Raw genomic sequence first — 18,948 nt, forward strand, 5'->3', positions numbered from 1 at the left:
CCAATATCTGTAAATAATTGTATCCCATTACATGCTATATTTCTACTTTATAATTGTTAATTTTTGTTATATTTAATGCCTTTTTTTCACTTTATGTTTAAATATATTTTCTACTGATAGTTCTCCTCAAACACCCATATTTTACTACCCCTTTCATCTATCACCAAACCATAAACTTCCCTTGCGGCTTTTGTGGCATCCTCCTTTTTAGAATACACTCCCTGAAGCATTCCATATCCATATACAAAATATCTGTCTTCAGTGGTTTTTACAAATTTAGAGTCAACCTCTGTTCCTGTAGAAAATTCCACTGATCCCCATTTGCCAATGGTAAGCTTGGTTGTGGCATTAAGATTATTGGTAAAGGACAGCGCCAGTTCCCTCATTTTCATGTCATCGGTATAATAGCTTGAATTAGCAACCCTTACCGTATCCTCTGTGTTATCAAGAAGCTGGTCATCCTCTAAACGCTTTCCTTTTCTAAAACGCTTAAAGCTGATAATTGTATCTGTAATGGTTACGTCTGTCATGGTTATTCCGCTTTTTGAATATGACTTAACCAGGTTTAAATCAGAATCCACTATGTTTAGTGTTTCAATAGGAAAAGCATCGTATTTCTTATCCTTTGAAATTGTTCCTGTTCCATATACCAGATTAGCACCGGTATATCCGCATACTGCAATTTTCTTACCTTCTTCTGCCTTAATTTCCTTTTTCTCTCCATTAGTTAAATCAATAACGGTAATACTGTCACTGTTGTAAATACTTCCATTGGTGTTATAAGCAATTACTGTTCCCTGCTCATTTACACACAGACTTCCATCCTCCATGTTCTCAATCAATGTTCCCCATTCCTTTGTTTTTAAGTTCACATAATATACTGCTTTTCCTAGCATTATATATAATGTTCCGTCACCTTCATAGCAAAGCTGAGACATTTGATTTTCCAGAATCCACGCCGGCTCATTACATGGTATAAAGGCTTTTTCCACTGATTTATTATCCTTAACACTGTAATCCATTATGGAAATTCCATTTTTTCCACCATGATTTACACTTGGGCTGTAACCATATATCATGTATTCTGCATTTCCATCATTATCCACCTTTATAACTCTGGAGCGGGTCTTGTAAAGCTGCTGCCCGCTTTTTGCCTTGCTGTTATATACACGATACATTTTTTTGCCGGTAACATCAAAAGTATACACGTCACCATTTATCTCATATCCGATAAACTGTCCGTTAGAACTTTCTACATTAGAAACCGTTGTCTGCTTCTGTATTCCCAAATCAATAAAACTGTTTCCAACATTATTCTTTGAAGCAGCCCAAACCTGATTTACCTCCCTGTCATATGCCAGTACATACTGTTTACCTGCACAGGTCCACACTGTAATGTTTTCAGTAACATTGTAGGTTTCCTCCACCTTTTCAGTGTTTGTGGCTTTCATCTGATAATTCATAGTGTAGGTTCCTGCCTCGCCGCTGTCTTTTATACAAAAATCCTTGGCATACACAGTTGTATCAGTGCTCTTTGCCGGGTGAAGTGTCTTCCACACCAGCATGCTGTAACTGGATTTAATGGTAGTCTCCCCTAAATTATCATTAGCTCCCTTTGCATCCGGCTCAATATATGCCACTAATCCCTTTGCCTCGTTTTCATTAAAGGTTCTGTCACTAAAATCCTTGGCAAAGGCAATCTGGTCTTCAACTACATCTGCACCTATTTGCATAACCCTTGTGTAATAGTGCAGCTTTTTATGTTTATCTGTAGACATGTTGAAGGTCAGAAAATACTCTTTTCCCTTTTCCATAATGGCACTTGCCTGATAATCAAAGGCAATTTTTCCGTCATTTTCCTGTAAATCCGTGATTTCTCCACTATCTAGAAGAGTGTCACCTTCTGCACTTACCACCTCATAAGATAATTTTTCAATCTTATTTTTGTTGGATGTTATTTCCATGGAAACCTTATTGTCTGTACCTACCGGAATAATACTATCTCTAAGGTGTGCATAATTCATTTCCATTGTGTATCCGTCTATGGTTCCAATAACATTGCTTCCTGCATATACCTTCATGTCAGGAATTTTGTCTGTCATTTCTGCCACATCATTTTTCTCAGGCTCCCCTGATGTATGATTTTTATTGTACATTATTCCAAATGCACTTGCTCCACCTAATATAATTAAAATAATAATTACGATAAATACCTTTTTTTTCATCTTTTTCTCCGAAAATTCTCTGTATTGTTACTGCCAACAAAGGGCAGCTTAACAACTGCCCTTTTTAGTTAATCTTTATTTCTTTTTTGTTGTTTTTGCTTTCTTCTTTATTACTTTAGGGAATTCAAAAACTACTGATTCCAGAGGTCTAAGTGGTATTTCCAATCTATATGGCTTACCATCAGCCTCCTGTTTCTTTGCTTTATATTTCACTACTTCCGTATCTCCTGTTTCCGTAGTAATAATTCTCTTGTATGTTCCGGCTTTTGGAACACCAACTACATAGTCAGGTCTTTCCACCGGTGTAAAGTTAAACACGAATCCCACAGAATTCCTGTAATCAGGCTCTGTTGTTTTTCTTATAAAACTAAATATACTTCTGTCTCTGTCATCTGCATTTATCCATTCAAAAGCTCCATAGCCTTTTGTTTCAGTATAAAGTGCCGGATATTTCTTATAGATATGTAATAATTTCTTTACATAGTCCTGCATATCCTTATGTTCAGGTTCGTCTAACAAATACCAGTCAAGACTTCTTGCCTCTGACCACTCCTGAAGCTGGGCAAATTCCTGTCCCATAAACAAAAGCTTTCTTCCCGGATGTCCCATCATAAATGTATACGCCGTCTTAAGATTTTTAAATTTATCTGACGGGTACCCCGGCATCTTGTTAATCATTGAACATTTCAAATGAACTACCTCATCGTGGGAAAGAACTAAGATAAAGTTCTCACTAAATGCATAAGTCAGTCCAAATGTCATCTTATTATGATTATTCTTCTTAAAATACGGGTCAAGCTTCACATATTCAAGGAAATCGTGCATCCATCCCATATTCCACTTGTAAGAAAATCCCAGTCCGCCTTCTTCCGGTGCCATGGTAACCTTCGGCCACGCTGTAGACTCTTCTGCTATAATATAAGCCCTTGGATTTCTATATCTCATAATACTGCTTAAATGCTTAAAGAACTCTATTGCCTCTAAATTTTCATTTCCGCCGTACTTATTAGGAACCCATTCTCCATCTTTTCTTCCATAATCAAGATAAAGCATTGATGCCACTGCATCTACACGAAGTCCGTCTATATGATACTTTTCCACCCAGAATAAAGCATTTGCAATAAGGAAATTGCTAACCTCTGTTTTAGAATAGTCAAAAACCTTTGTGCCCCAATCAGGATGTTCTCCCTTTCTAGGGTCAGCATATTCATAAAGAGGTGTTCCGTCAAACATAGCAAGTCCGTGGGCGTCCTTTGGGAAATGCGCCGGAACCCAGTCCAAAATAACTCCGATTCCTGCCTTATGAAAAGCGTCTATTAAATACATAAAATCCTGAGGCTTTCCATATCTGGATGTAGGTGCATAATATCCCACAACCTGATACCCCCATGAACCGTCAAAAGGATGCTCTAAGATTCCCATAAGTTCCACATGAGTATATCCCATATCCACCACGTAATCTACCAGTTCATCTGCCATCCTTCTATAGTCATAAAATCCATCTTCATCATCCGGTCCCTTATAGTCTTTTCTCCATGAACCCGGATGCACCTCATAAATTGACATAGGCAGTTCGTAGTGACTTTCCGATGCCTTCTGATGAATCCACTTGGAATCATTCCATTTATACGAATCAATATTGGTTACTCTTGAAGCATTGCCCGGTCTGACTTCCGCCCAGTTTCCATATGGGTCGGACTTGTACAATGTGTCTCCACTTTCCGTGGAAATCACATATTTGTACATTGCTCCTTCTCCAACTTCCGGAATAAACAGCTCCCATATTCCTGAATCATTATCCATAGTCATATTGTGATTAAATCCTAACCAGTCATTAAAATCGCCTATAACTGCAACATTAGCTGCATGGGGAGCCCATACTGCAAAGTATGTTCCCTTAACTCCATCTATTTCCGTAATATGAGCACCCAGTTTCTCATATATTTCATAATTAATGCCTTTACCAAATAAGTAACAGTCATCTTTTGTTATGGCTAATTTATTTCCCATATGGTGTCCTCCATCTGCATACATTATGCTTATATTTTTCCGACTTGTCTGTTTCCGGAAGATTGATTTTAAACTCTGTTGTAGTTAATGAGACAACCCTTTAATATAATGTCACGTTCATCATCTGTCATTTCACCAAGCTTTAATGTAAATGGCTTTAATTCATCGCCAACTACATATGCCGGAATTTCTGTTGTCTTATTCTTTACTGCCTCTGCAATATTTGGAATGAAAATAAAGTCATCCTTCTTAAATGGGAGCTCTTCCTCTTCATAAATAAATGGAAGCATACCCCAGTTAATAAGGTTTGAACGATATCTCTTTGTAGCGTACTCCTGAGCAATATTAGCCCATCCGCCCAGAACCTTCTGACATGATGCAGCCTGTTCTCTTGCTGAACCGTCACCAGGTTTTACAGCATAAATTGTACTTCCTACACCTAAATTTTCTTTATTCACATCAGCAAATTCCTTCTTGATTGTTTCAAGAATCTTCTTATATTCATCTGAATATTCACACATACACTGGCCTGCTTCTCTTGCCTTTTCTACCTTCTGAACTTCCTTTGCCTTTCCTACATATTCAGGGTCTTTTCTTGAAAGTGCAAATTCTGCAAGTCCTAATGGGTTAGAACGGTATGATGAAGTTTCACCTGATGGAATAAGTTCATCAGTTGTTGTTACAGGGTCATGTATTTCTGATACCACCTTAAGTAACAAATTGTCTGTAAGTGCAACCATTTCCGGCCAGTCCTTAATGTTAGGACCAAACTGGATTTCCGTATCAGGGTCAGCAACACCGTGAGAATCAAATACTCTGTTTTCGTAAATAGTCTTATCAAAATGATACTTACGTCCCTTGTATTCAACATCCATATCTGTTGCTGCTGTAAGATATCCCTTGTTAGCTGCTGTAGCTGCAATTGATCTTGCATCCATAAGTGCAACTGATGCAATCTGTCCGTTCTGCAACTTGCTTCCTTCTCTGTTAGGGAAGTTACGTGTAGAATGTCTGATACTGAATGCATTGTTTGCCGGTGTATCTCCTGCTCCAAAACAAGGTCCGCAGAAAGCTGTCTTCATAACACCGCCTGCTTCCATAATGGAGGCTGCTGCACCATTTTTAATAAGTTCCATGTATACTGGCATTGAAGCCGGATATACGCTAAGGGTAAATTCATCTGATCCGATATTCTTTCCTGTAAGAATGTCTGCTGCTGCACAGATATTTTCAAATCCACCGCCGGCACATCCTGCAATAATACCCTGATCCACGTATAATTTACCGTTCTTAATTTTGTTTGTAAGTTTATAATCAACCTGTCCGTCTAATGAGACAAGGGCTTTCTTTTCAACATCTCTTAAAATATCTTCAAGGTTAGCATTTACCTCGTCAATAGTATATGTGTTACTTGGATGGAAAGGCATTGCTATCATAGGCTTAATCTTTGATAAATCAACGTATACCATTCCGTCATAGTAAGTAACTGCTCCCGGATTTAACTCCTTGTATTCCTCTACTCTTCCATGAATATCGTAGAACTCTTTAATCTTCTCGTCTGTTCTCCAAATAGATGAAAGACATGTAGTTTCTGTAGTCATTACATCTACGCCGATTCTGAAATCAGCACTAAGATTTGAAACTCCCGGTCCTACAAATTCCATAACTTTATTTTTAACATATCCTTTGTCAAAAACTTCTCCGATAATGGCAAGTGCCACGTCCTGAGGTCCCACTCCCTTAGCAGGCTCTCCTGTCATGTAAATTCCAATAACTCCCGGCATGTTAATATCATATGTCTGGGAAAGAAGCTGCTTAACAAGCTCCGGTCCGCCTTCACCCATAGCCATGGTACCAAGGGCACCGTATCTTGTATGTGAATCTGAGCCAAGTATCATCTTTCCGCCACCGGCAAGCATTTCTCTTGCAAACTGATGAATAACTGCCTGATGAGGTGGAACATAAATTCCGCCGTATTTCTTAGCACATGTAAGACCAAACATATGGTCATCTTCATTAATTGTTCCTCCAACTGCACATAAACTGTTGTGACAGTTTGTAAGTACATATGGTATAGGGAACTTCTCAAGTCCTGAAGCTCTTGCTGTCTGGATAATACCTACAAATGTAATATCATGGGATGTAAGCTTATCAAACTTAATCTGAAGCTTGTCCATATTTCCTGATGTATTGTGATTTTTTAAGATGCCGTATGCAATAGTATTCTTTGCTGCATCTTCTTTTGAAAGATACTTATCTCCTAATTTGCTCTTAAGTAATTCTTCCTGACCGTCCTCAATCACTTCTGTACCGTTAATGAGATACGCGCCGCCTTTGCTTAATGTTATCATTTTCTCCTCCTGCAATCCTAACTTTTCAGTCTGTATCTGTAATACTTAGCTGATATTCAGGCAAAATAATATGCCTTAAATGATGGCAGTGCCAAAGGTACTTTTGACATTCGCCTATATAAAATATAGTATACAAAATTTCCGGTTTCAAATCAAGCAAAGCAGTGTCCGGTTATTGCAACAAATATATGTTTTTGTATGTTTTTTATTTCTTGATTTCATGTACTGCCTATATTAAAATACCAATATGTGAGATTAAGAAAGGTTTTACCTTTTTAATATATATGTCATAAGCCGTGACAGAATGGAGATTAGTATGATAATTGCAGTAGTTAGCGATGTCCTTGGAGAAGAAAATAACGGTACTACCATTGCCGCTATGAACCTTATACGTTCCCTAAAGGCTAAGGGCCATGAGGTTCGTGTTATCTGCCCTGACGCAGACAAGGCCGGCGAAGACGGTTATTATATTGTAAAAACATTAAACGTTGGGCCTTTTAATAATTATGTTAAGAAAAACGGAGTTAATATTTCAAAGCCTGATAAAAAAGTCGTGGCAAAGGCTCTAAAGGGCGTGGATGCCGTTCACGTTATGGTTCCTTTTCTTACAGGATGCTACGTTGCAAGATATTGTCACAAATACGGCATTCCCCTGTCTGCCGGTTTCCATTGCCAGGCAGAAAATTTTTCTAATCATTTCTTTTTAATGAATGATAAGCATTTTAATAAAAATGTATATAAGTTTTTCTATAAACATTTGTACCGTTATTGTGATGCCATTCACTACCCTACCCAATTTATTCGTGATACCTTTGAAAAGGTGGTAGGGCCTACTCCGGGACATGTTATTTCCAACGGAGTTAACCGCCAGTTTAACCGTGATATTCCAAAGTATCACGTTAATGACGGTCTTTTCCGTATATTGTTTACCGGACGTTACAGTCGTGAAAAAACTCACATTGTGCTTTTAAAAGCTGTAAATAAAAGTAAATACCGAAACCGTATCCAGCTGATTTTTGCCGGGGACGGTCCTCAGAAATCTAACCTGATAAAGTATTCTAAAAGACATTTGCCAATACAGCCTACAATGAAGTTTTATTCAAGAACGGATTTGCTTAAGGTTTTAGGAACAGCTGACCTTTACGTCCATGCCGCGGAAATTGAGCTTGAAGCCATTTCCTGCTTAGAAGCCATTTCCTGTGGTCTTGTACCTGTTATTAATAACTCCCCCCGTTCCGCTACCCGGTACTTTGCCCTTGATGACAAAAACCTGTTTAAATGTAACAATGTAGGGGATTTGGCTAAGAAAATTGACTACTGGATTGAACATCCTAAGGAAAAGGAACAGCGAAGTCTGGATTATGCTGATTTCGCAAAGCAATGGGCTTTTGATAAATGTATGGACAGTATGGAAGAAATGATTTTGGGTATTATAAACAAATAGATAAATAATAGTGTTCTAATGAAATTAACGGAAAAGGATTTTTATGAAAACAATTTACTATACAGATGAATTAAATGATGATTTTGCGGCAACTAACGGGATAAAAACTCAGGCTCTTCCCCCGGACTATAAGTGGATTCACACTGGTTTTCTGTGGAATTTCTTTGCAGATATTTTGTACTATCTTATAGTGTTTCCTTTGGTAAAGATTTTCAATACCATTGTCGTAGGGCTTCATGTTAAAAATCGCGGTGTTATAAGGCGGTTAAAATCCGGTTGCTTTTTGTACAGCAATCACACCATGCATATTGACCCTCTTCTTTCTGCCGATGTTTCAGGCTGGGGCCACCGTACTTATTTTATGGCCGGAAATGACGCTTTTTCCATTAAAGGACTTTACCATTTAGTTGCAATGCTTGGTGCTATGCCCCTTGGCTACGACATGGCAAGTATGAAGGAAATGCTTAACACAGTTTCTAAACGTTATCATCAGGACAGCTGCATAACTATTTATCCTGAAGCACATATATGGCCTTATTATGTAGGCATACGTCCTTTTAAAAGTGCCAGTTTTGCTTACCCTGTACTTTTAAGCGCCCCGGTAGTGGCTATGGTTGTAACTTACCGCAAACGTAATTTTCCTTTTGGACTGATATTTAAGAAACCCGCCATTACCATATATTGCAGCGACCCAATGTATGCAAACCCTACTCTTAGCCGTAAAGCTGCCAAAGAGGATTTGCGTAACCGGGTTTATTTATGGATGAAGGAAACCGCTGAAAAATATAGTACCTATGAATTTATTCATTATGAAAAAGAAAATGAGGAGTAAAAAGGAACTTTTCATCCCCTTTTTTGATTTTGTTCTCAAAGATGTTCTCATAAGGGACTTATTTTACATTATCTTCCAAATAAATCTTTTTTAATATCCAAGCTAAAACTATTATTAAAAAGATTTCCGGTATGATATAGCAATACGGACTATAATTTACATTCAGCAATGGAAGCCAAAAATCAAAATATGCATCCGGTTCGTCCAATGGATGCATTGTGTTAGAAAAAATCGCAGCAATTATATAATACGCTCCTATCGCTTTTACCAGACAGCCCTCATTTTTAGTATCTTTCCGTTTTAACTTAACCAATACCAATATGATATTGCTTAAAATGAATGTAACGATTATTTTTGCGTATATCGTTTTATAATCCACATAAATATCATCATATGTTTTCAGTATTCCGGAAAAATTTACATCCAAATGGTAAAACACGGCTTCTATTATTGCGTAAACATTTATAAATATAACAATATATTCAGAAATACTTCTTTTATTTCCGTACTTGCTTAGTATTATTCCTAATATACCTCCAATTAGCAAGCCAATTATCGTTCCTAATATTTTATCATTTGTGACAAATAAAATCATTTCACCTAATACTATAGAATAATACAAAATTATAACTGTTTGTTTATGTCTGATTTTAAGAAATTTTGAAATAAGAATAATTCCTATAAACATCCTTATTATAATTGTTAACAAATATAAATTATTACCAATATTAAAATAATCCATCTTCACTCCTAACTTACTTTCCTAGCTCCCTATAAGCAGTATCTCTGAATAAAATCCCACCATCTCCTACAGGTAGTTGTCTTGCCGGTGTAAAATATCCATTATTGTAAAGAAAAACGATTTGCTTTTATAAAGATTATTTTATATTTACCTTTTTTTAAATTCCTGCCAAAATATTTTTTCCATTTTATCTTTATCGGCTTCTTTTCATTTTGTAATATTGTTACGGTTTTCGCAAACTTAACGCCTTTCTTAAAATGTATTTTCTTCCACTTTCCTTTAACCTTCTTTTTTAATACAAATCTTTTGGAAATATATACACTATTCTTTCGTTTATTGTTAACAGTTATTTTAATGTACTTATTTGTTGCGTTAACTACATTAACTTCTACACCTTTTATTTTTGATGCTTCTACACTTTTTTCACTTGGTACAATAAGCGCTATTGCTATTATCAAAATCATCAATCTTTTCATAACTTTTTATATCCTTTAATATTTAGTCTTAAGTTTCCCTCAGAGCATTTTTAGGGGCTGCCACTTTAACGCTTATAAATCATTAAAATGACAGCCCCGCTATGTAAACCTTATATTATTTCTAACTATTTCTTTGTTTTAACAGCCTTCTTCTTTGTCCATTTGCTGTATACTGTATCTTTTGACATATTGTATTTTACAGCTCTGACTCTTACATAATACTTTGTTCCCTTTTTAAGCTTTGTAAGCTTGTATGTGGTTTTCTTTATTGTTTTTGTCTTTGCTCCCTTAAATGAACCTTTTGTAGAATACTGTACCTGATATTTCTTTGCTCCGCTAACCTTAGAAAACTTCAATGTTGCAGTAGCTTTTTTAGCCTTTTTAGAAACCTTATTTGCTTTTAACTTCTTAACAGATGGTTTGCTAATAGTATTGTCAGCTTTGTATTTAGCTTTTGCTGTTTCTAAAGTTACATTTGAATTTGTAGTTGCAAATAATGTCTGATTCTTTGAAATCTTAACATCAAATGTTGCAATGTTTTTGTTTGTTTCACTAATTGTTCCTGTTGTTGCAACAATTGCCTTTGGCATTTCAACATTTACTGTCATTTTTACTAATGAATCCATATCAAGACCTGCTGCCTTAAACTGACTTGCTATGTCTCCGTCAACCATTCCTGCATCCATTCCGCCTAAATCGTTCATTTGTGAAGCGAAGTCCATTTTTAAATAAAATGTATCAGTTGTTACATAACCTTCTCCACCTTCAGTTATATCCTGACTTAAGTTTCCTTTTTTGATAGTCTGATTTCTTGTAATCTGATAATATGTTTTACCATCTCTTACAACCTTCTTAGCTCCTGCTTCTGCAAATGATTTAGGAAGTTCTTTTCTTAGTTCCTTCTCATATAATGCAATTTCCACATTTGAAAGCCCACTTGCCTTAAGCATCTTAAGTGTAGCATCAATGTATGCTTCTTCATCAATTTCTACATTAACAGTAACCTTTCCTGTTCCATCAGCATTAATCTTAATGTCTGACTGCTGTGTAGCACATCCTGTAAATACCATAACAACTACCAGCATAATTGCCATAACCTTAACTTTGATATTTTTCATTTTTGCCTCCTGTAAAAAATATTTCCGGGGTTCAAATTTTGTTGCCCCTTGACTGATAAATTAATTATATTCTATATTCCAAAAAAAGTAAAACTATTTTTAGAGCATTACTAAATACACTAAATTACTCTACTACTTTGTTAAATCAAAAACACCTATGGCATATTTTTCCTTACCTGCATAATCGCTGTACCCTATGCCTTTTTGGGCTTTGCGGTCATGGAGAAATACTTTGCCGTTGTATATTCCTCCATCTTCAGAACAAAATTTAAAATAGATATACATTGCTTTATTTGTTTGAATTGCTCTAATCTTTTGATATGATGTACATGCCGTTATTCCCTCCTTAAAGCCTTCACCTTTAACATCAGTGGCAAAAAAGTACCTTGTGTCATCTAAACCGAAATTAAATAGATTTTCGTCATTTCCACTATCCGTTTCCATTTCCCGCATATCCAAATCAGGGTACATCACTTTTATCCTCAAATAGCCTGCTGATTTATCACTCTCAAAAAAATACTGATCCATAACCATTGTGTATCCATCTACCTCTATTGTCTGGTTTCCTGTTTTATAATTTTTCACTCCATACTGCTCTTCTAAATTAAGTACATCAGGAAAATATTTATTTTTTACATAATTATATATTGGATTCTTTCCATATATACTTGTAATTATTGTTAGGGCAATGATTACACCTATCACAACTGTTATTACTGTTTTTTTCTTCATATATTTATCACCTAATTATTTAATTGTAAACTTAAATGCTTTATCAACACCAGCATATGATTCCTCTACGCTCTTATTCTTTCCTGTCACTAATGTATATATAGCTGTAAACTTTCCATCATCTGCCAAGCACACCGCCACTGAAACCCAATCTTTTTTTGTCTGTATGTGTTTATAATACGGGTGGAATACAACGATGTTTGACTTTCTTTTCAAATAGAAAATTATACCTATTCCCTCATTTGAATATTCTTTAGTTTTTACATATGGGAAGTTTGCAAGAGCAGTATCATTATTTTTATGAAGTTTAAATGCACATCGTATTCCATAATTATCTAAATAATACTGATTATTCTTCAAAGTATTATAATTATACTTCATATTAACTGATTCTGATACATATTTTTCATTTAGTATCACACTTCCACCATCAGTTCTGTGCTCATATTGATGTTTTGTCCAGAAATGACTCACCGATGTTTTTCCAGCATATGCGTAATCATATACCACATTATCCCATTTCATTGCTATCGTATCTAACTCTCTGTATTTGGGCATTTGATCCCACTTAAAAATTGCATGAACATAAAGGTAGTTCTTTTTATTTTTTGCTTTCGTACATATAATTGTTTTCTTAAGCATTGTCTTATTTTTCTTATCATTTGTTCCACCTTTATGCTGTGTCTTTGCTTTTACCTGCAGAGGTCTTATTCCAATACCCTCTAATATACCTTCAATGACAGAAACTTTGTCTTCCTCACTGTCTTCTGCCTCCTCATCATAATACTCTTCCGCAATATACGCATTAATTTCCTCATCTGAAACCGGCACCATTTCTTCGTCTGTAACAGATACTCCATTTAACTCCTCCGTATCCTTTATTGCATAATATTCAGCCTGTACTTCTATATCCTCTGGATTAAGTTTATTTAGTTCGTCAATATATGTTTCCGAATATTGACATATTTCGCCATCAAACACACCCTGTTCATTTAAAGCCTCTTCCACCTGCGGTTCAAGCAAACCTGTATCTACACTTAATTCGTCCTCAACTTTTTGCTCTATGTACTCATAATCTTCCATATTTTCGGTGAAGTTCTGATTATCCTCCCCTACCATAGATACTGTGGTATTATCTACCGCATAAATACTTGTTGGTTCCCACCCCCCTACAATAATTAATGTTGTTGCCATTGTAATTGCTAATATTTTCTTAATCATATGCAATTCCCCTTTCAATTTTTATATTTATTACAACATTTGAAATTCAAATGCTTAATACTTCTTTCGTCTTTAAACTTTTCATTAATTTAAAGTAACACTTGCACTCAAAGTTATATCTATTATTCTACTGATATAGTTAACAAGCGTCTGTTATTTATTCTATTATATGTTTTAACTTTAAGGGATTTTGTCTTTCCTGACTTTTCATTTTCCACATATTTAGACAAAATTTTCCATGCGTTGCTACTCTATCATAATTGTATCAATATTTCAAGTGTTTTAATTACCCGGAAATAAAATACAAAAGTGCTTCTTCCCAATAATTTGACTACGTATAAACAAATCAAACCGGGAAAGATTTGATTTGTTTTAAATATCCTGGTAGAAATTGGCGCCTTACAGGCTATAATCAATGAATTGAACCCGGAAAACAGCAATTTCACAAAAATATCCTGGCATGAATAGCCTTTTCACCGGTTAATACAACCGGTATTTACGTGGATTTTGGCATTTTATATCTTTTTCCCGGTTCTTTGCTGCGCATATTGTTGTTTTTAACCCTTTAATTACCCGGAATCAATTCATAAATTTGTCTTTTCCGGGTAATTGCAAACAATTTCAGCCGACGAAGGTGCGATTCCTACCGGGACTTTTATATAAAATCATCATTTTCCTGGTAATTGCACCTTCTTCCCACCAAAAAAGCTGCCACACCTAAGTGCAACAGCTTTTTCGCTCTCATTCTTTATATTTAACGCAGCTTAGCTATATTTTAAGCCACCATTAAATCTCCACCTAAAACTTCCATCTAAAACTTCCATCTAAAACTTTCATCTAAAATCTTCAACTAAAAATTCCGCCCAAAATCTCCATCTAAAGCTTCAATTAAATTTTTCAGATGACATTTTCAATTATTATTTTCCTTTATGCTTCTTTATCTTCTTGAACTGTATGTACTTAACTTCAATACCTGCTAAAACATCCTCCAGTTCAATGTTGTAAACGCCCTTGTCTAACTTAACCTTGCATAACTTCTGGGTAATCCAGTTACCATCAGTTCCGTTAGTCTGGATAACAACCATAGTCTCACCGTTGGCATTAACATTTACCGTTGACTGGGCAAGATTTGATTTTGCAAAAGAAATATTCACAATAGTAGAATATTCTGCTTCATCTTCCACAACCATTGTCGCAGTTTTCCTGCCATCAAACATAATCTTATCACTGTCTGCTAACTTCTGTACATCATATTCTGCCTTATCCTCAGACACTGCCCCGTAATGTTTAGCCACGTCAGTATCAACTAACTCTCTATTAATAACCGGTGCATTCAAAATAAATGTACAAATGTTAATTGCTGCTCTTTGAAGCTCTCCAACTGTAAGTCTTCCCTCTTCAACAGACTTCTCTGTATCATCATTATTTGAATTAATTTCAGCACCATTGTTATTGACAACCATGTAAACGTCATTCTGTGAGCGAACCATATCACGGGTTTTCTGACCTGATTCCTCACCTTTTTCCACAACGTCATTCATTTTTGCCCACCAGTCAGTCATAACAATACCTTCATAACCCCATTCTCCACGAAGAACTGTTGTACAAAGGTCATAGTTTGAAGCTGCCCAATGTCCGTTTATAGGATTATAACTTGTCATAAGAGTCATAACCGTTTTTTCCTTTACAGCCATTTCAAAGGACTTAAGATAAATTTCTCTTATAGCTCTTTCTGAACAAACTGCGTCAATCTTAAATCTGTGTGCTTCCTGACCGTTAAGGGCGAAATGCTTGATAGTTCCCCAGGCACCACCGTCTTTAATACCACCTGTAGATGCTACTGCCATAGTTCCTGAAAGATACGGATCTTCTGAATAATATTCAAAGTTTCTTCCGTTAAGAGGATGACGATGAATATTAACTCCCGGTCCTAAAAGTGTATCAACTTCATTTCTGCAAAGTTCCATTCCTTCCATGGTATAAAGTTCCCTTACAAGCTTCGGATTCCATGATGCTGACAAAGCAGTTCCAATAGGAAGCTGTGTAGCCTTAGCTTCCATTCTAAGTCCGCTAGGGCCATCTGCCGTACAGGCTGCCGGAATACCATAGTTAAATAATGAATCACTTAATCCACCAAAAGCTGAAGCCGTTCCTTTAGTTACACGTGGGTTGCTCATTCCTTCACCTCTGACAATCTGTGCCAGTTCTTCCACACTAAGCTGTGCAACAAATTCCTCCACACTGCTTTTTCCTGCATGAACATCCTGAAGGGTAATTCCCACATCACCGGTAATTTCCATTGTTTTTGGAAGATTCTCTTCAATTCTTTTTCCTAAATCAACTGTCGGCTTCTGAGAAGGTATATAAACTTTCTCATAACTTCCATCTTCCTTTTTTGCCCCCGGCTTTAAGATAGTTAAATTATCATCATCCGGACACATAACCTCTGACAACTGTTCTACTACAACTATGTCATCTAACTGATATGTAAATACGCTTTCGCATTTTTTAACACTGTTACCAACTAAAATTTCGTAATCTCCTGCTTCTAATACATAGCATGACTTGTGACCTGTCACTCCTGAATCGTCATAAGAAGCCATTGAATACTCATCTACATCAATTTTTATAATCTGACTTTCTCCCGGATTAAGGCACTTAGTTTTCTCATATCCACACAAAACCTTTGCCGGTTTTCCCAGCTTGCCCTGTGGTGCCTTACAATATACCTGAACTACTTCCTTTCCCGAATACCTGTCACCTGTATTTGTCACCTTGATTTCAAGACTGATTTTTCCATTATCTGCTTTTGCTGACAATGTTTCAATATTAAAAGTTGTATAAGACAATCCATATCCAAACTCATATACAACTTTGTCCGGTGCAAATGTTTCAAAATATCTGTAACCAACATAAATATCTTCTTTATAAAGATTAGTAAACTGGTTTCCGAAATTTTCAAAAGATGGATAATCTTCCAAATTAAATGCCACTGTATCCGGCATCTTTCCGCTAGGAGTTTCCTTTCCTGACAATACATCTACAACAGCGTCACCGCCTTCCATTCCGCCTTGCCATACAAAAAGTGCCGCCTTAATGTGACCCTTAAACTCCTCATTATTAATCCACTTTACATCAACAATGTTTGATACGTTTAAAATAACACACACATCATCAAATGCTTCTGTAATATTCTTTAAATTCTCTTTCTCTTCATCTGTAAGTAGATAACTTCCCGCTCCGTTATAGTTATCCTTGTCTTCACCGGCTGTACGTCCAATAATATAAACTGCCTTGTTAGTTGCCTCAGCCTGTTTTTTGGCATATTCAACGCTTATGTCCATATCCTTCTGGAACCATGGCTCACAAGCCCATCCGCCACCGCCATTATCAAATGGATGGTCTTTAATCCAGTTTACATAATCTGTAACCAGTTCTTCGTTTATAGATAAATTACTGCTTTTAAATCCATCAATTATATTTGTAGCATACTCAACATTTACAGCTCCACCTGAACCTGTACCACTTCTATAGTAATCCAGCTGTGGACGTCCAAATACTGATATTTTATCTTCTTTAGTAAATGGAAGAATGTTGTCTTCATTTTTTAGAAGTACAATTCCTTCTGCTGCCGCCTGACGGCTCTTTTTCGTGAACCCTTCAACCGGAACACCTTTTAAACTTTTTTCCATATGTTAGTTGCCTCCAAATTCTAATTTTATTCAAACACATTTTGTTACGTGATTTTCTTCCAAATTTCTTTAATTGCACTATACCATATAGCTCCACGAATTACTAGATTTTATGGGCAGAAAAACATTTTTATTATAGTGCTCAAACGCCCATTTCAAGCACCATAAAATGTTGCTTTTTACTAAAAGAAATCTATCTTTCAGGAGTTTTTGTAACGTTTTTATATTAAAAAAAGTTTATTGCGCAAGTACCCTAAATATTGTAAAATCATATTATAAATATTTACGACCGAGAGAAAGGATTTACAAAAATGGGAAAATATTTTCAAGAAGATATTGAGACTGCTTCCCGCGAGGAAATCGAGCAGTGGCAAAATGAAGGACTTGTATCTGTAGTAAAACGTGTTTATGAAAATGTACCTTACTACAGAGACTTGATGGACAAGGCAGGAGTTACACCTGACGATATTAAAAGCACAGCAGATTTACCGAAGCTGCCTTTTATTACAAAGGATGATTTAAGAGATGCTTATCCATATGGTTTACTGGCAGTTCCACTTAAGGACTGTATCAGAATCCATTCCACATCAGGAACAACCGGAAGACGTGTTGTTGACTTTTATACCAAAAAAGATATTGATATGTGGTATGACGGATGTGCCCGTGCCATTGTTGCCGCTGGTGGAACTGACGAAGATGTATGCCATATTGCATACGGATACGGACTTTTCACCGGTGGTTTTGGTTTAAATGGTGGTTCCCAGAAGGTAGGATGTCTTACACTTCCTATGTCATCAGGTAATACCGACAGACAGCTTCAGTTTATGACTGACTTTGGTTCTACTATTCTTTGCTGTACTCCTAGTTATGCTTCATATTTGGCAGAATCCATTGAAGAACGGGGACTCAAGGATCAGGTTAAGTTAAAAGCCGGCATTTTCGGTGCTGAGGCATGGTCTGAGGAAATGAGACACGATATTGAAAGCAAGCTTGGCATTAAAGCATATGATATTTACGGTCTTACGGAAATTGAAGGACCGGGAGTTGCTTTTGAATGTGAAGCACAAAATGGCATGCATATTTGTGAAGATTATTTTATTCCGGAAATCGTTGACCCTGAAACCTTAGAACCTGTTCCTGACGGACAGATTGGTGAGCTTGTATTTACAAGCTTTGCTAAAGAGGCTTTCCCTCTTATCAGATACAGAACAAAAGATATTACATATATCACAAGGGAAAAATGTTCCTGCGGACGTACTCATGCACGTATTCACAGATTAATGGGTAGAACTGATGACATGCTTATTATAAAGGGTGTTAATGTTTATCCTTCACAGGTTGAAGAAGTTCTTATTAAACAGGGTATGCCTGCTAACTACCAGCTTATTGTTGACCGTGTAAATAACAGCGATACCATGGAAGTTCGTGTTGAAATGACACCGGAAATGTTCTCAGATACAGTAAGTTCCATTGAAAAGAAGGAAAAAGATATTGTTTCAGCCCTTAAGAGCATGCTGGGAATTTATGCCAAGGTTAAACTTGTGGAGCCAAAGTCCATTACCCGTTCAGAAGGTAAGGCTGTCCGCATAATTGATAAACGAAAAATTTAGGAGGTAGACTTATGTACATTAATCAGATTTCAGTTTTCGTAGAAAATAAACCGGGAAATCTTGCAAATTTTACAAACTTTCTGGCAGACAATAACATAGATATCAGAGCCTTTGAAATTGCAGATTCCAGCGACTATGGTATTATTCGTATTATAGTTGATAAACCTTTTGATACAGTAACACTTTTAAAGGATAATGATTGGATTTGTAACCTTACACAGGTTATTGGCATTAGAATTGCTGACAAGCCGGGAGAAATGGCTGCAGTCCTTAATGTTTTAGCAGATGCCAAGGTTAGCATTGATTACGCTTACACCTTTGTAACAAGAAATACTGATGATGCTTTAATGATTTTCCGTGTACAGGAAAACGAAAAAGTTTCATCCCTTCTTAGCAGCAAAGGTTTCAAGCTTGTAGCACAGGAAGATTTGGCAAAACTATAAACTTATAAAATAACTTATCATCCAAAAAGGCTTCCCCTCAGATGTATTCACT

Annotated in this window: 13 protein-coding genes; 4 read left to right on the top strand and 9 right to left on the bottom strand. The window is 36.3% G+C overall.

Annotation, left to right across the window (positions count from 1 at the left end; translation table 11 throughout):
• Positions 1 to 110 precede the first annotated feature (110 nt).
• The 3 genes from Q5O73_RS05450 to Q5O73_RS05460 form a co-directional block, all read right to left on the bottom strand.
• Positions 111 to 2,225: a hypothetical protein gene (locus Q5O73_RS05450; protein WP_302669215.1), complete on the bottom strand. Its 2,115-nt coding sequence runs from the start codon at positions 2,223 to 2,225 to the stop codon at positions 111 to 113.
• A gap of 75 nt (positions 2,226 to 2,300) precedes the next feature.
• Complete coding sequence (gene glgB / locus Q5O73_RS05455; protein WP_186840701.1) at positions 2,301 to 4,235, bottom strand: 1,4-alpha-glucan branching protein GlgB; 1,935 nt, start codon at positions 4,233 to 4,235, stop codon at positions 2,301 to 2,303.
• A gap of 68 nt (positions 4,236 to 4,303) precedes the next feature.
• Positions 4,304 to 6,586, bottom strand: coding sequence for a hydratase (locus tag Q5O73_RS05460; protein WP_302669216.1), 2,283 nt, complete (start codon positions 6,584 to 6,586; stop codon positions 4,304 to 4,306).
• A 316-nt stretch (positions 6,587 to 6,902) separates the two neighbouring features.
• On the opposite strand from Q5O73_RS05460, the gene Q5O73_RS05465 reads away from it, so the two are divergent.
• Positions 6,903 to 8,030 (top strand): glycosyltransferase, encoded by a 1,128-nt coding sequence (locus Q5O73_RS05465; protein ID WP_158576887.1) that lies wholly within the window; start codon positions 6,903 to 6,905, stop codon positions 8,028 to 8,030.
• Positions 8,031 to 8,073: 43 nt separating this feature from the next.
• Positions 8,074 to 8,862, top strand: coding sequence for a 1-acyl-sn-glycerol-3-phosphate acyltransferase (locus Q5O73_RS05470; RefSeq protein ID WP_302669217.1), 789 nt, complete (start codon positions 8,074 to 8,076; stop codon positions 8,860 to 8,862).
• A gap of 58 nt (positions 8,863 to 8,920) precedes the next feature.
• Here the strand turns inward: Q5O73_RS05470 and Q5O73_RS05475 are convergent, their stop codons facing one another.
• From Q5O73_RS05475 to Q5O73_RS05500, 6 genes are all read right to left on the bottom strand, one after another.
• The gene (locus tag Q5O73_RS05475) at positions 8,921 to 9,604 is read right to left on the bottom strand and encodes a hypothetical protein (protein WP_302669218.1); all 684 of its coding nucleotides are present in this window, start codon (positions 9,602 to 9,604) and stop codon (positions 8,921 to 8,923) included.
• 101 nt (positions 9,605 to 9,705) lie between these two features.
• On the bottom strand, positions 9,706 to 10,080 hold the full coding sequence (locus Q5O73_RS05480; protein ID WP_118589613.1) for an immunoglobulin-like domain-containing protein: 375 nt from the start codon (positions 10,078 to 10,080) through the stop codon (positions 9,706 to 9,708).
• Between the two features lie 125 nt (positions 10,081 to 10,205).
• Positions 10,206 to 11,198, bottom strand: a complete 993-nt coding sequence (locus tag Q5O73_RS05485; RefSeq protein WP_021952392.1) for a fibronectin type III domain-containing protein — start codon at positions 11,196 to 11,198, stop codon at positions 10,206 to 10,208.
• A 132-nt stretch (positions 11,199 to 11,330) separates the two neighbouring features.
• Positions 11,331 to 11,930, bottom strand: a complete 600-nt coding sequence (locus tag Q5O73_RS05490) for a hypothetical protein (protein WP_021952393.1) — start codon at positions 11,928 to 11,930, stop codon at positions 11,331 to 11,333.
• A 15-nt stretch (positions 11,931 to 11,945) separates the two neighbouring features.
• Positions 11,946 to 13,151, bottom strand: a complete 1,206-nt coding sequence (locus Q5O73_RS05495; protein WP_302669219.1) for a hypothetical protein — start codon at positions 13,149 to 13,151, stop codon at positions 11,946 to 11,948.
• Between the two features lie 917 nt (positions 13,152 to 14,068).
• Positions 14,069 to 16,843, bottom strand: a complete 2,775-nt coding sequence (locus Q5O73_RS05500; protein WP_302669220.1) for a glycoside hydrolase family 3 C-terminal domain-containing protein — start codon at positions 16,841 to 16,843, stop codon at positions 14,069 to 14,071.
• Positions 16,844 to 17,154: 311 nt separating this feature from the next.
• Between Q5O73_RS05500 and Q5O73_RS05505 the strand changes: the two genes are divergently transcribed.
• Entirely contained in the window at positions 17,155 to 18,453 is a 1,299-nt protein-coding gene (locus Q5O73_RS05505) for a phenylacetate--CoA ligase family protein (RefSeq protein WP_302669221.1), read from the top strand.
• Positions 18,454 to 18,464: 11 nt separating this feature from the next.
• Complete coding sequence (locus Q5O73_RS05510) at positions 18,465 to 18,896, top strand: ACT domain-containing protein (protein ID WP_021952398.1); 432 nt, start codon at positions 18,465 to 18,467, stop codon at positions 18,894 to 18,896.
• Positions 18,897 to 18,948 lie beyond the last annotated feature (52 nt).

It is taken from the genome of Eubacterium sp. AF15-50, from assembly GCF_934835595.1.
Taxonomy (GTDB): domain Bacteria; phylum Bacillota; class Clostridia; order Lachnospirales; family Lachnospiraceae; genus Eubacterium_G; species Eubacterium_G segne.